This is a genomic window from Mycobacterium sp., assembly GCF_035603715.1.
Taxonomy (GTDB): domain Bacteria; phylum Actinomycetota; class Actinomycetes; order Mycobacteriales; family Mycobacteriaceae; genus Mycobacterium.
Window position 1 is genome coordinate 1 of record NZ_DATNJW010000681.1, and the last position, 14066, is coordinate 14066.

Annotated in this window: 13 protein-coding genes and 1 riboswitch; of the genes, 5 read left to right on the forward strand and 8 right to left on the reverse strand. The window is 66.6% G+C overall.

Features of this window, described 5'->3' with window-relative positions:
- From VN856_RS27445 to thiO, 3 genes are all read right to left on the reverse strand, one after another.
- Positions 1-559 (reverse strand): thiazole synthase (locus VN856_RS27445; protein WP_325695177.1); only part of this gene is annotated, 559 nt, incomplete at its 3' end.
- A complete protein-coding gene (gene thiS / locus VN856_RS27450) occupies positions 552-749 on the reverse strand; it encodes a sulfur carrier protein ThiS (RefSeq protein WP_325695179.1) in 198 nt (65 codons plus the stop codon). The genes thiS and VN856_RS27445, both read right to left, overlap by 8 nt.
- Complete coding sequence (gene thiO / locus VN856_RS27455; RefSeq protein WP_325695181.1) at positions 746-1762, reverse strand: glycine oxidase ThiO; 1017 nt, start codon at positions 1760-1762, stop codon at positions 746-748. Before thiO ends, thiS begins: the two co-directional genes overlap by 4 nt.
- A riboswitch (TPP riboswitch) is annotated at positions 1752-1865 on the reverse strand. Its footprint overlaps the gene before it by 11 nt.
- A gap of 36 nt (positions 1866-1901) precedes the next feature.
- On the opposite strand from thiO, the gene thiE reads away from it, so the two are divergent.
- On the forward strand, positions 1902-2561 hold the full coding sequence (thiE, locus tag VN856_RS27460; RefSeq protein ID WP_414687068.1) for a thiamine phosphate synthase: 660 nt from the start codon (positions 1902-1904) through the stop codon (positions 2559-2561).
- On the opposite strand, the gene VN856_RS27465 is transcribed toward thiE, so the two are convergent.
- Positions 2533-3156, reverse strand: a complete 624-nt coding sequence (locus tag VN856_RS27465) for an NUDIX hydrolase (RefSeq protein ID WP_325695185.1) — start codon at positions 3154-3156, stop codon at positions 2533-2535. The genes thiE and VN856_RS27465 overlap by 29 nt on opposite strands.
- 166 nt (positions 3157-3322) lie before the next feature.
- On the opposite strand from VN856_RS27465, the gene glnX reads away from it, so the two are divergent.
- From glnX to VN856_RS27480, 3 genes are read left to right on the forward strand one after another with little or no spacing between them, the layout of a single operon-like run.
- Positions 3323-4642: a protein kinase G-activating protein GlnX gene (gene glnX, locus VN856_RS27470; RefSeq protein ID WP_325695187.1), complete on the forward strand. Its 1320-nt coding sequence runs from the start codon at positions 3323-3325 to the stop codon at positions 4640-4642.
- Positions 4639-5613 carry a glutamate ABC transporter substrate-binding protein gene (locus tag VN856_RS27475; RefSeq protein WP_325695188.1) on the forward strand — a complete coding sequence of 325 codons (975 nt, stop codon included), beginning with the start codon at positions 4639-4641 and terminating at the stop codon, positions 5611-5613. The genes glnX and VN856_RS27475 overlap by 4 nt, the downstream gene beginning before the upstream one ends.
- On the forward strand, positions 5613-7874 hold the full coding sequence (locus VN856_RS27480; protein WP_325695190.1) for a serine/threonine-protein kinase PknG: 2262 nt from the start codon (positions 5613-5615) through the stop codon (positions 7872-7874). The genes VN856_RS27475 and VN856_RS27480 overlap by 1 nt, the downstream gene beginning before the upstream one ends.
- A 338-nt stretch (positions 7875-8212) precedes the next feature.
- On the opposite strand, the gene VN856_RS27485 is transcribed toward VN856_RS27480, so the two are convergent.
- Genes VN856_RS27485 through fgd form a run of 3 tightly spaced genes read right to left on the reverse strand, consistent with a single transcriptional unit; the run spans position 8213 to position 12478 of the window.
- Positions 8213-9379, reverse strand: a complete 1167-nt coding sequence (locus VN856_RS27485) for an acetate kinase (RefSeq protein ID WP_325695191.1) — start codon at positions 9377-9379, stop codon at positions 8213-8215.
- On the reverse strand, positions 9372-11426 hold the full coding sequence (gene pta, locus VN856_RS27490; protein WP_414687069.1) for a phosphate acetyltransferase: 2055 nt from the start codon (positions 11424-11426) through the stop codon (positions 9372-9374). The genes VN856_RS27485 and pta overlap by 8 nt, the downstream gene beginning before the upstream one ends.
- Before the next feature lie 41 nt (positions 11427-11467).
- Positions 11468-12478, reverse strand: a complete 1011-nt coding sequence (gene fgd / locus VN856_RS27495; RefSeq protein WP_325695195.1) for a glucose-6-phosphate dehydrogenase (coenzyme-F420) — start codon at positions 12476-12478, stop codon at positions 11468-11470.
- A 90-nt stretch (positions 12479-12568) separates the two neighbouring features.
- Here fgd and VN856_RS27500 point away from each other — a divergent pair, with 90 nt between their 5' ends.
- Positions 12569-13309, forward strand: coding sequence for an MBL fold metallo-hydrolase (locus VN856_RS27500; RefSeq protein ID WP_325695197.1), 741 nt, complete (start codon positions 12569-12571; stop codon positions 13307-13309).
- Here VN856_RS27500 and VN856_RS27505 read toward each other — a convergent pair.
- A partial coding sequence (locus VN856_RS27505) for an LLM class flavin-dependent oxidoreductase (protein ID WP_325695199.1) occupies positions 13304-14066 on the reverse strand: 763 nt, incomplete at its 5' end. The two genes, VN856_RS27500 and VN856_RS27505, sit on opposite strands and share 6 nt — an antisense overlap.

The window sequence follows — 14066 nt, forward strand, 5'->3', positions numbered from 1 at the left end:
CGCCCGCGTCGAGGATCAGCGGCACGTTCGCGCGCTCGCGGATCAGCCGCAGGTTGTACGTGTTCAGCAGGCCCATGCCGGAGCCGATCGGCGAGCCCAGCGGCATCACCGCCGCGCATCCGGTGTCCTCCAGCCGGCGGGCCAGCGCCGGATCGTCGTTGGTGTAGGGCAGCACGACGAAGCCGTCGTCGACCAATTGCTCTGCCGCCCGGACCAACTCGACCGCATCGGGCAGCAGGGTGCGTTCGTCGGCGATCACTTCGAGCTTGACCCAGTTGGTGTTCAGCGCCTCGCGGGCCAGCTGCGCGGTGAGCACCGCCTCGGCGGCGCCGCGACAGCCCGCGGTGTTGGGCAGCGGTGTGATGCCCAGTCGGCTCAACAGATCGAGCATGCCGGTGCCGCCCTCGGCGTCGACGCGGCGCATCGCGACGGTGGTCAGCTCGGTGCCCGATGCGACCAGGGCTTCTTCGAGGACCGCAAGGTTCGCCGCTCCGCCGGTGCCCATGATCAACCGAGACGTGAAGCTGCGCCCGGCGATGGTCAGTTTCGAGTCAGCCACCCTGCACCGCCGTCACCACTTCGATATTTGCCCCGTCGGAAAGCGCTGTGGCCCAGCTGGATCGCGGTAGGACCGCTTGGTCGACCGCGACCGCGATGCCGCGGTCCGGGTAGCCCAGCGACTGCAGCAGCGCCGCAACTGTGGTGTGGTCGTCGACCTCGAGGTCGTCGGCGTTGACACGAATAATCACGTGCGGGCTCCAACCGGGATGAGTTCGGACACAATCTGTTCAGCCGTCCACGGCGCCAGCAGGAAACCGGATCGCCCGTGGCCGGCGGCGATCAGAGTCCGGGTATCCAGGCGTCCCACCAGGGGCAGGTTGTCCGGCGTCATCGGACGCAGGCCGGCGATGCACTCCGCCAGCTCGTACTCGCCGAGCGCCGGCATGACCGTGCACGCGTCGTCGAGCAGATCCCGCACACCGGACACCGTAGGTGCGGTGTCGCGACCGTGCTCGTACTGGGTCGCGCCGACCACCACGCCGTCGGCGCGTGGCACCACATAAACCGGACGGCTGTGCACCCGAGCTCGAATTACTCTTTGCGGCAACGGCATACACCCCTTCCGCCAACGCAACCTCAGCACTTCACCCTTCACCGGCCGAATCGGCAGACCCGGCCACAGGGCCGGCGCATCGATTCCGTTGGCGATCACGACCGCGTCGGCATGCACCGCGTCCAGATCGGCAACCGGGCCGTCCCAGTCGACGCCCAGTTGATCGCACGCCGCCGACAGCCCGTCGAGCAGCGCGCGATTGTCCACCGCGAGCTCGGTGGGTGCCCGGAAGCCATGCCGAATACCTTGCGCCAGCATCGGTTCCACGTCGCGCACTGCCGATTCCCAGATGACTGGATGCCCTTGCGCGGACAACCAGTCGGCAACCGTGCGCAGGTCTGCGACGTCGGCACGGTCGATCGCGACCACCAAGGACTCCCGCGCGGTGATCACCTGGCCGGGTAGGCCGTCGGTGTATCCGCCCTGCTGCCAGAGCCGTAGCGACTCCAAACCCAGCCGCAGCAGGCGCTCCTCGCCGGGCCAGCCTTCGCTGTGCGGTGCCAGCATGCCGGCGGCTACCCACGACGCACCGGGCCGGCCGGACCGATGCACTCGCACCGACCAACCGGCTTGGGCTGCGCGGCGCGCCACGGACAGCCCGATGACGCCGCCGCCGATGACGGCCAGCGTTCCCGAGTCCGATGGCATCTCCGCTCCCTTCGCCGGCATGATCCGGATCAGGTGTGACGGTAAGGACAGGTAGTCGTGTCCACTCTCAGCCCCCGTGCCCGGGACTCCCGTGTCGACTCCAAAGGGTAGTCGCTAGCGTCGCGGTGTGCATCAACCGATCGACCGGCTCGCCACCGCGCGTCTTTATCTGTGCACCGATGCGCGCCGCGACCATGGCGATCTGGCCGAATTCGCCGACGCGGCGCTGGCCGGCGGGGTCGACGTCATTCAACTGCGTGACAAGGGCTCGGCCGCTGAGCACCGGCTGGGCCCGCTCGAGGCCCGCGACGAATTGGCGGCGTTGGAGGTGCTCGCCGACGCGGCGCGGCGGCATGGCGCGCTGCTGGCCGTCAATGACCGCGCCGACATCGCCCGTGCCGCCGGCGCCGCCGTGCTGCACCTGGGCCAACACGACCTGCCGCTGAACGTGGCGCGCGAGATCGTCGGCCCGGACACGGTGATCGGTCGTTCCACCCACGATCGTCAGCAGGTCGGCGCGGCGGTCACCGAGGACGTCGACTATTTCTGCGTCGGGCCGTGTTGGCCGACCCCGACCAAGCCCGGACGCACCGCGCCCGGGCTGGCGCTGGTGCGGGCCACCGCCGAGCTGGCATGCGACAAACCCTGGTTCGCCATCGGCGGCATCGACGTGGATCGACTGCCGGAGGTGCTGGACGCCGGCGCGCGGCGCATCGTCGTCGTCCGGGCTATCACCGGCGCGGAGGATCCCCGAGCCGCGGCGGAGCAGCTCAGTTCGGCACTTGCAGCAGCGAGCTGATCCGGGAGCTCAGCTGCGACGGAGCCTGATCTGGGTGGCCCGCGGTGCACCACACGAAGACCCCTTGCTCGACCTCGACCGTGCGCGGCAGGCTGCGCCGCAGCTCGTCGTCCTGGTGTAGCGGCAGGGCCTCCTGCGCCGTCCGCAAGCGCTGCCAACTGGCCGCGAACCCGGGATGTAACGGCAGGGCGGCCACCTCGTCTTCACCGACCCAGCGCATCTCGGCGCTCTCGTGATTGGCTTCGGTCTGCAGCAGTTCAGCCGCATCAGCGACGACCGTCGTGTACGTCCAGTGGGTGCCGCTCGCCTCGGCGGTGATCACGGTTCCCCGTACCGACAGCAGCTCGCCGGGCAAACCGGCCTCCTCGTGGGCTTCCCGGACGGCCGCCTCCTCGGCGGTCTCGTGGCTGTCGCGGGCACCGCCCGGCAGACCCCATGTTCCGCCCTGATGGCTCCACGGCGCCCGGTGCTGCAGTAACACCGCCGGGGTGCCGTCACGCAACGGCGCCCGGAGCAACAAGCCCGCCGCGCCGAACCGTCCCCAGTAGGGGTTGCCGGTGTCGGACACCACCCATCCGTCACCGTCGCCGCGCACGCGTTCAGGATAAGCAGCACTCGATGCCAACGCCGCCGTGTGTCGCGGGCGGGTAACAAGTCGGGAAATCTGAGTGGGCAGGTCCCCGCATCTCAGCAAAACACTCTTAGACTTCGCTTATACAGTTCATTACAAGCATGCTGGGAAAGATGAGGTCCGAAAAGACGTGACCGTTGAGTTGGCGCACCCGTCGACTGAGCCGCTTGGTTCGCGGTCGCCGATTGAGCCGGCCCACCCCCGCTGGTGGTTCGTTGCCACGACGCCGGGTCGCATTCTGTCCATCGGTCTCGTTCTGGCAATCCTCGGCGGGCTGAGCGCGTTCGCCACGTCGACCACGATCAACCAGCGACAGCACGCGCTGACCACCGTGCTGAACCACACCGAGCCGCTGGCCTTCGCGGCCGGGCGGCTGTACACCACGCTGTCGGTGGCCGACGCGGCCGCGGCGACCGCCTTCATCGCGCAAGCCGAGCCGCGTGCCGTCCGGCAGCGCTACGAGCAGGCGATCACCGACGCCGCAGTGGCGGTGACCAGGGCGTCCAGCGGTCTGACCGATGAACCGCTGGTGCAGTTGCTCGGCAGAGTCAACGCTGAGTTGGCGGTGTACACCGGGCTGATCGAAATCGCCCGGACCAACAACCGGGCCGGTAACCCCGTCGGCTCGTCGTACCTGTCCGAAGCCTCCACGCTGATGCAGTCGGCGATCTTGCCGGACGCCGCGCGGCTGTACAGCGAGACCTCGGAGCGGGTGGACACCGAAACCACGGCCTCCACCCAGATCCCGGCTCCGGTGATCCTCGTCGTCCTCGCGACGGCGGTGTTCGGCTCCTTCTCGCACCGCTGGCTGGCCCGGCACACCAACCGGCGGATCAACCCCGGTCTTGTCGCCGGTGCACTCGCGATTCTCGTTATGGTGGTCTGGGTGGGTACCGCGCTGGCCATTTCCACTGCCGGTAGCCGTAGCGCGAAAAACACTGCGGCAGAGTCACTGAAGACCATCACCAACATGTCCATCAGTGCGCAGCAGGCGCGCGCCGACGAGACCTTGTCGCTGATTCGGCGCGGGGATGAAGAGACCCGCAAGCAATCCTTCTATGAACGCATCGACGCCATGCACAAGCAGCTCGACCAATACCTCGCCCGCCAGGACGCCGTCGACAAGGGCGACCTGCAGGATGCCGCTCAACTGCTGGCTCAGTGGCGGCGGGCCGACGATCGAATCAACGCCTACATCTCGGTCGGTAATTATCGGGCCGCGACGCAGGTGGCCCTGGGTAGCGGAGAGAACGACTCCACGCCCGCGTTCGACAAACTCGACCGCGCACTGGTGAAGGCCATGGAGCAGAGCCGTCACGAACTACGCGACGACGTCCTCAACGCCCGGCGGGGACTGTCCGGCGCCACAGTCGGCGCCATCGTGCTCAGCCTGGGCGCGGCCGTCGCCGTCGCTCTCGGGTTGTGGCCTCGACTAAGCGAGTACCGATGACCACGCGGCCGCTCCGAATCCTGTGCGCCGCCCTGACGGCGGCCGCGATTCTGGCCGGCTGCAGCGAAACCGGTTCCATGTTGGTGGCCCCTGCCCCGACGCTGGCGCCGCCCACCCCGGCCGGTATGCAGGAGATGCCCCCGCAACCGCCGCTGCCGCCGGACAAGACCGCCGACAACTGCAACCCCACCGCCAGCCTGCGCCCGTTCGACAATCCGGCTGACGCCGACGCCGCAGTGGCCGATATTCGCGCCCGCGGCCGGCTGATCGTCGGCCTGGACATCGGCAGCAACCTGTTCAGCTTCCGCGATCCGATCACCGGCGAAATCGTCGGCTTCGACGTCGACATCGCCGGCGAGGTGGCCCGCGACATCTTCGGTAACCCATCGCAAGTCGAGTATCGGATCCTGTCGTCCGACGAGCGCATCACCGCGCTCCAGAAATCGGAAGTCGACATCGTCGTCAAGACGATGACCATCACCTGCGAGCGGCGCAAGCAGGTCAACTTCTCCACCGTCTACCTCGATGCCAGCCAGCGCATCCTGGCCTCGCGCGACTCCCCCGTGACCAAACCGGCGGACCTGTCCGGAAAGCGGGTCTGCGTGGCGAAGGGCACGACGTCGCTGCACCGGATTCGCGAGATCTCGCCACCGCCGATTGTGGTCGAGGTGGTGAACTGGGCCGACTGCCTGGTGACGTTGCAGCAGCGTCAGGTCGACGCGGTCAGCACCGACGACTCGATTCTTGCCGGGCTGGTCTCCCAGGACCCGTACCTGCACATCGTCGGGCCCAACATGGGCACCCAGCCTTACGGCATCGGGGTCAAGCTCGAGAACACCGGACTCGTTCGTTTCGTCAACGGCACTCTGGAACGCATCCGCCGCGATGGAACTTGGAATGCGCTGTACCGCAAATGGTTAACGGTACTCGGGATTGCACCGGCCCCGCCGAGCCCGAGGTACGAGGACTGATGACCGAGCAACCGGTGGACCCGGAAAGCCAGGACCTGGACGACGTCGGTCCGGGAACTCAACCCGCCGACGCGATGGTGGACTCGTCCTCTCAGGGCCGCCCACAGGCCACCCAGGCGATCTTCCGGCCCGACTTCGACGATGACGACGATGACTTCGCCCTGCACAGCGCCGACACCACGCCGCGGGAGCGGGCTAAGTCGACGACGCGGGCTCCGGTGCGACGGCTGGGCGGTGGACTCGTAGAAATTCCGCGGGTGCCCGACATCGATCCGCTCGAAGCGTTGATGCCCAATCCGGTTGTGCCAGAATCCAAACGGTTCTGCTGGAACTGCGGACGGCCGGTCGGCCGATCCAGCAAGGAAGGCAAGGCGCTGTCGGAGGGCTGGTGCCCATACTGCGGAAGCCCGTATTCTTTCCTGCCGCAACTGAATCCGGGCGCCGTCGTCGCAGGCCAGTATGTGATCAAGGGCTGCATCGCGCACGGCGGACTGGGCTGGGTGTATCTGGCGCTCGATCGCAACGTCAACGATCGCCCGGTGGTGCTCAAAGGCCTGGTGCATTCCGGTGATGCCGAAGCACAGGCGATCGCGATGGCCGAGCGGAGGTTCCTCGCCGAGGTTGTGCACCCCTCGATCGTGCAGATCTTCAACTTCGTCGAGCACACCGACCAGCACGGCGAACCCGTGGGCTACATCGTCATGGAGTACGTCGGTGGCCAGTCACTCAAACGTCGCAAGGGCGACCGGCTGCCGGTCGCCGAAGCGATCGCGTATGTGCTGGAAATCCTTCCGGCGCTGAGCTATCTGCACTCCATCGGTTTGGTCTACAACGACCTCAAGCCGGAAAACATCATGCTCACCGAGGAGCAACTCAAACTGATCGACCTCGGAGCAGTCTCGCGGATCAACTCGTTCGGCTATCTCTACGGCACACCGGGGTACCAGGCGCCCGAGATCGTGCGAACCGGACCGACGGTGGCCAGCGACATCTACACGGTCGGTCGTACGCTGGCGGCCCTGACGTTGAAATTGCGGGCCCGCGGCGGACGCTACGTCGACGGGCTGCCCGAAGACGACCCAGTGCTCGCCAAATACGACTCATTCGGTCGGTTGCTACGCCGCGCAATCGATCCGGATCCGCGGCGGCGATTCGTCAGCGCCGAGGAAATGTCCGGCCAGCTGTCGGGTGTGCTGCGTGAGGTGGTCGCGCAGGACACCGGCGTCCGGCGGCCGGGCTTGTCGACGATCTTCTCCCGCAGCCGCTCGACGTTCGGGGAAGCACTGTTGGTCGCTCACACCGACGTGTACCTCGACGGTCATGTGCATTCGGAGAAGTTGACCGCCAAGGAGATCGTCACCGCGCTGCAGGTGCCGCTGGTCGATCCGGCCGACGTCGCCGCACCGCTGCTGCAGGCGACGGTGCTGTCGCAGCCGGTGCAGACGTTGGATTCGCTGCGCGCATTCCGCCACGGCGCAATGGATTCCGATGATATCGACTTGTCGGATTCCATCGAGCTGCCGTTGATGGAGGTGCGGGCGCTGCTGGATCTCGGCGATGTCGCTAAGGCCACCCGCAAGCTCGACGACCTCGCCGAGCGAGTCGGCTGGCGCTGGCGGCTGGTCTGGTATCGCGCAGTCTCCGAATTGCTGACCGCCGACTACGAGTCGGCGAGCAAGCATTTCAGCGAGGTGCTGGATACCTTCCCCGGCGAGCTGGCGCCCAAGATGGCCCTGGCCGCGACGGCCGAATTGGCCGGCAGCTCAGACGAACACAAGTACTACGAGGAGGTGTGGAAGACCGACGACGGGGTGATCTCGGCAGCCTTCGGATTGGCCAGGGCGCAGTCGGTCGAGGGAGACCGCGGCGGCGCGGTCCGCACTCTTGACGAAGTCCCGGCCACCTCAAGGTATTTCACCACAGCGAGGCTCACCAGTGCGGTGACGTTGCTGTCCGGCCGTTCGGCCAGTGAAATCACCGAAGACCAGATCCGCGATGCCGCACGACGGGTAGAGGCGCTGCCGCCGACCGAGCCCCGGGTGCTGCAGATTCGCGCGCTGGTGCTCGGTAGCGCTCTGGACTGGCTGGGAGATCACGAGGCCAGTACCAACCACATTCTCGGCTTTCCGTTCACCGAACACGGGCTGCGGCTAGGTGTCGAGGCGTCACTGCGCGGGCTGGCCCGGGCGGCGCCTACCCAGGCGCATCGCTACAAGCTGATCGACATGGCCAACCGGGTCCGTCCCACCAGCACGTTCTAACTGGGCCGGGTTGCGCGGAGGTCGGGCGACCGCCATTCCGAACACGCTGGATACTTTTCCGGAAAATTGGACGTTTCTCAGCTTCGCCTCAGTTACAGTCAGTCCAGATGCAACTGTGCGCAAAGGGCAGGTCATGCAGCAGACACTTCGGCCATACGTCGTAGCGGGCGTGGTCGCCGGCGGCAACTCGTCGGCCGACCTCACGAATGGTGTGGTTGAACTGCTGCCGGGGCTGTTCTAGGCCGGGGGGAGGGGACGGCTCCGGCGGGTTTCGGCCCGTCGGAGCCTTCTCGTATCCTTGCTGAGAATAAACCAAGTCGAACCCGGGTTTTCCTCAGCTATCCCTCAGGAATATCGCACTGGATCGCTCGCAGACAATCGCGGGCGATCGCCAGCTCCTCGTTTGTCGGAACCACCAGAACGGCGATGGGCGAGCCGTCGGTGGAAATCCGCCGAGCGCCCTTGGCAGGCCGCGAGTTTCGCTGCTCGTCGATCTCGATGCCCAGCCCTTGAAGTGCACTCAGCGCGTCCAAGCGCACCGCGGCAACGTTTTCTCCGACACCCGCGGTAAAGCTCACGACATCGGTGCGGCCCAGGATCGCCAGGTAGGCGCCGATGTATTTGCGCAGCCGGTGAATGAATACGTCATAAGCCACTTGTGCCGAGCTGTCGCCCGATTCGATCATCTCGCGCAGACGGCGGAAGTCCCGCTCCCCGGCCAGGCCCAGCAAACCGGAGTGATGATTGAGCATCGACTCGATGTCGTCGACACTCATGTCGGCCTCGCGGTGCAGATAGCTCACGATGCCTGCGTCGATGTCACCGCTGCGGGTGCCCATCACCAGGCCCTCCAACGGAGTCAGTCCCATCGAGGTGTCGAGGGGGCGACCACCGGCGATCGCCGAAGCGGAGGCACCGTTACCCAGGTGCAGGACAATCTGATTCAGCTTCTCCCACGGCCGGTCGAGGAACGCGGCGGCCTGTTCGCTGACGTAGCGGTGCGAGGTGCCGTGAAATCCGTACCGTCGGATGTGCCACTTCTCCGCCAGCTCTCGGTCGATCGCATAGGTCGCAGCGGCCGCGGGCAGATTGTGGAAGAACGCGGTGTCGAACACCGCGACGTGCGGCACCGCCGGCAGCATGCTGCGGGCGACCTCGATGCCTTGCAGGGCGGGCGGATTGTGCAGCGGGGCCAGCATCGACAGACCCTTGAGTTCGGCGACGACGGCGTCATCGATGACCGTTGGCCGGTAGAAGACCGACCCGCCGTGAACCACCCGGTGACCGACCGCGGCCAGCCCGCAAGCCGTCAGGTCGATGCCGTCGTCGGACAGCTTGTCGAACGCCACCCGCAGCGCGGCGCCGTGGTCGGCGACAGGCGACGACGGCTCACCGATCTGCTCGACGATGCCGTCCGCCAGCGACCCACCCGAATCAGGCTCGATCAGTTGATATTTCAGCGACGACGAACCGGAGTTCAGCACCAGCACTACGGGGCTACTCATCGACACCCTGCGCCTGGATCGCCGTGATCGCGACGGTGTTGACGATGTCGTCGACCAGGGCGCCGCGAGACAGGTCGTTCACCGGCTTGTTCAACCCCTGCAGCACCGGGCCGATCGCGATCGCACCCGCACTGCGCTGCACCGCCTTGTAGGCGTTGTTGCCGGCGTTCAGGTCGGGAAAGATCAGCACGGTGGCCTTGCCGGCGACCGGTGAGTCGCGCATCTTGGTGGCGGCGACTGAAGGCTCGACTGCGGCGTCGTATTGGATCGGTCCTTCGACCAGAATCTGCGGCGCCCGGGTGCGGACCAATTCGGTTGCTTGCCTGACTTTGTCGACATCGGCACCGGTGCCGGACTCACCTGTCGAATAGGACAGCATGGCCACTCGGGGCTCGATGCCGAATTGCGCGGCGGTCTGTGCGGCGCTGATCGCGATGTCGGCAAGCTGTTCGACGGTCGGGTCCGGGACGATTGCGCAGTCTCCGTATGCCAGTACCTGATCCGGCAGACACATCAAGAAGACGCTGGACACCGTCGATATCCCTGGAGCGGTGCGGATGATCTCGAACGCCGGGCGAACGGTGTGGGCTGTGGTGTGCGACGCACCGGACACCATGCCGTCGACGATGCCGTTGTGCACCAGCATGGTGCCGAAATACGACACGTCGTGGATGATCTCCCGGGCCTGCTCAACGGTGATCCCCTTTTTCGCGCGTAGCTCGGCATACTGCTCGGCGAACTGGTCACACAAGTCGCTGGTGCGGGGATCGTAAACCGTCGCGCCATCAAGGTTGACGCCGAGTTCAGCTGCGCGGGCGCGGATCTGGATGTCGTCGCCGAGGATCGTCAGGTCGGCGATGCCCCGCTGCAACAGCCGGCCCGCCGACTTGAGAATCCGGTCGTCGTCACCCTCCGGCAGCACGATGCGCTTCCGGTCCGCGCGCGCCCGTTCGCGCAACTGGTAGGTGAACATCTGCGGCGTTGTGACCTTGGGAATCGGAATCGCTAACTGCGCCAGCAAGTCCGAAAGATCGACGTGGCTCTCGATCAGCTGCAGCGCGGTGTCGATTTTGCGCTGTGACGTCGTGGTGACTCGTCCCCGAGCCGAGCCCACCGCCCCAGCTGTCTCAAAGGTGCCGAGCGTGGTCGCGATGATCGGCAGTCGGAGGCGCAGCCCGGCCACCAGCGCCCCGACCGACGGATGTAGTTCGAACCCACCGTTGAGGATGATGCACGACAACGACGGAAACCCCTCGGCGGCATGGGCACTGGCCACGGCGAGCACCACGTCCGAGCGGTCACCGGGCGTCACGACCGCCGCGGCCTCCCGCAACCGTTCCAAGACATGATCGGCCGTCATACCGGCAACCACCACACCCATCACCTCACGGCTCATCAGCTCGCTGTCACCGCTGACCAAGGTGCCGCTCACCGCCGCCTGCAGGTCGGCCACCGTCGGCGCCACCAGCAGCGGCTCGTCGGGTACGGCATAGGTCTTCGGCGCGAGCGGACGCAAGGCGTCGGCGATCGCGGCCAATTCGGTTGGCTCGCAACGATTAGCCACCACGGCAGCGGTATGCGCGCGCTGCGCGCTCAGCTCGGCCAGACACACCTCGACGGCGTGAACGACTTGGTCGACGCTGCGGTCCTTGGCCCCTACCGCCAGCACCACCGGCGCGCCGAGGTTGACCGCGATGCGCGCGTTCACGCTCAGCTCGGCCGGGCTGGCCACGTCGGTGTAGTCGCTTCCGACGATGACCACCGCGTCACAATCGACGGCCATCGCGTGATACCGCTCGACGATGTCATCGATCGCGGCGTCACGATCAACATGCAGTTGCTGATACGTCACGCCGATGCAGCGCTCATACGGCAAGCCCGCGGTGGTGTGGTCCAGCAGCAGGTCCAGGATGTAGTCGCGGTCGGAGTCGGCTCGCGTGATCGGCCGGAAGACACCGACTTTGGCCACCGTGGCGGCCAGGCGATGCAAGATCCCCAGCGCGATCGTCGACTTGCCGGTGTCTCCTTCCGGCGCCGCGATGTAAATGCCGGCCGGCGACGCTGAACTGGAAGCGGCCACGCTGCGGGTCAGCCCAGCCGTCGCAGCCGGGGCTCGAGGTCCTTCTGAAACAGCTCCAGGAACCGGCGCTGGTCGTGACCCGGCGCGTGGAACACCAGGTGGTTGAGGCCCCAGTCGACGTAGTCCTTGACCTTCGCGACGGCTTCGTCGGGGTCCGACGCCACGATCCAGCGCTTGGCGACCTGTTCGATGGGCAGCGCGTCGGCGGCCGCTTCCATCTCGATCGGGTCGTGAATGCTGGTCTTCTGCTCGGCCGTCAGCGACAGCGGCGCCCAGAACTTGGTATTCGTCAGCGCCAGTTCCGGATCAGGGTCGTAGGAGATCTTGATTTCGATCATCCGGTCGATGTCGTCGGGGTTCTTGCCCGCGGCCTCCGCGCCCTCCTTCATGGCAGGGATGAGCTTGTCCTTGTACAGCTCCTCGCCCTTGCCGGAAGTGCAGATGAAGCCGTCACCGGCGCGGCCCGCGTATTTGGCCACCTGCGGTCCGCCCGCGGCGATGTAGATCGGGATGCCGCCCTCGGGCACGTCGTATATCGAGGCGCCCTTGGTGTGGTAGTACTCGCCTTCGAAGTCGACGCGATCACCCAGCCACAGCTCACGCATCAGCCGCACCGACTCGCGCAGTCGCGCGTAGCGTTCCTTGAATTCCGGCCACTCCCCCTCGTAGCCGGTGGCGATCTCGTTGAGCGACTCGCCGGTTCCGACGCCAAGAAAGATGCGATCGGGGTAGAGACAGCCCATCGTCGCGAACGCCTGCGCGATGACGGCCGGGTTATAGCGGAACGTCGGCGTCAGCACCGAGGTGCCGAGCTGCAGCCGCTTGGTCCTTTCACCGACCGCTGTCATCCAGGCCAGTGAGAACGGCGCGTGCCCGCCCTCGTGCCGCCACGGCTGGAAGTGGTCGCTGACGGTTGCACTGTCCATGCCGTGCGCTTCGGCGGCGACCGCCAGCTCGACGAGTTCCCGCGGCGCGAACTGCTCCGCCGATGCCTTGTATCCAAGTTTGAGTTCAGCCACGCTGTCGTTTCTACTCCCCCTCGTTTACGGCCGATCCGCTGCGCCCGGCTTCGCCGCGCCTGCCATCGACCGGTGCCTAGACTCTGGGACATGGCACCGGTGCTGAACGCCGTCACCGAGACCGTCCACCTCGTCCAGGGCGGCGCGGTGAACTGGACGCTGATCGCCGACGCGCACGGGGTCATGCTGATCGACGCCGGATATCCCGGAGACCGCGACGACGTGCTGGCCTCGCTGCGGCAACTCGGGTACCAGGCCGAAGACGTGCGGGCCATCCTGTTGACGCACGCCCACATCGACCACCTCGGTTCGGCGATCTGGTTCGCCAAAACCCATGGCACCCCGGTTTACTGTCACGCCGACGAGGTCGGCCACGCCAAGCGCGAGTATCTGGAGCAGGCGTCGCCGATCGACGTCGCGATGCGGATCTGGCGGCCCCGATGGGCACTGTGGACCGCCCACCTGGTGCGCGACGGCGGGCTCAGCCGCGAGGGCATCCCCACCGCGCAGCCGCTGACCGCCGAGCTGGCCGCTGAATTGCCCGGCCAGCCAATGGCCATCCCCACACCAGGCCACACCGGTGGGCACTGCTCGTACCTTGTCGACGGGGTGCTCGTCAGCGGCGATGCGTTGGTGACCGGGCATCCGTTGTTGTCGCACAGCGGGCCGCAACTGCTGCCCGAAATGTTCAGCCACGACCAGGATGGCTGCATCCGCAGCCTGGCGGCGCTGGCGCTGCTGGACACCGAGATTCTGCTGCCCGGCCATGGCGATTTGTGGCGTGGCCCGATCCTCGAGGCCACCAAGCAAGCAACCGCGTTGGCGCTATAGCGCCGTCAGCCCGAGATGCTCGCGCAGCGTGGTTCCGCTGTACTCGGTGCGGAACCCTGAACGTTCCTGCAGCACCGGCACCACGTGGTCGACGAACTCGTCCAGGCCGTGCGGCGTCAGGTGCGGCACAAAAATGAACCCGTCGCACGCGTCGGACTGAATGTAGCGGTCGATCTCCGCGGCGACGTGATCGGCGGTACCGACGAACTGCTCACGGCTGCTGACGGCGATGATCAGTTCGCGGATCGAAAGGTTCTGCGCCTCAGCGCGTTCGCGGTAACGGCGGGCCACCTCGATCGGGTCGCCGTGCCGGACGCGGCCCTGGGTGATGCTGGTGTCGCCGCTCGGATCATCCTTGGGCAGCGGTCCGTCGGGGTCGTAGTCCGAAAGGTCACGGCCCCACACTTGCTCGAGCATCGCGATCGCCGTCGGGCCGCTGACCTGCTGGCGCCGGATGTGATGCGCTCTGTCGTCGGCCTCCGCGGCGGTGTCACCGAGCACGAATGTTGCTGCCGGAAACACCTTGAGGTCGTCGGGATTTCGTCCATAGGATGCCGCGCGACCCTTGACGTCGGCGTAATAGCGCTGGCCATCCTCCAACGACCCATGCAGGGTGAACAGCGCATCGGCGTAGTGGGCGCCGAAGTTGCGACCTTCGTCGGAGTCTCCGGCCTGCAATAGAATCGGATGTCCCTGCGGCCCCGCGGGCAACGTGCCAATTCCGTGCACATCGAAGTGCGGGCCGTGATGGTCGACC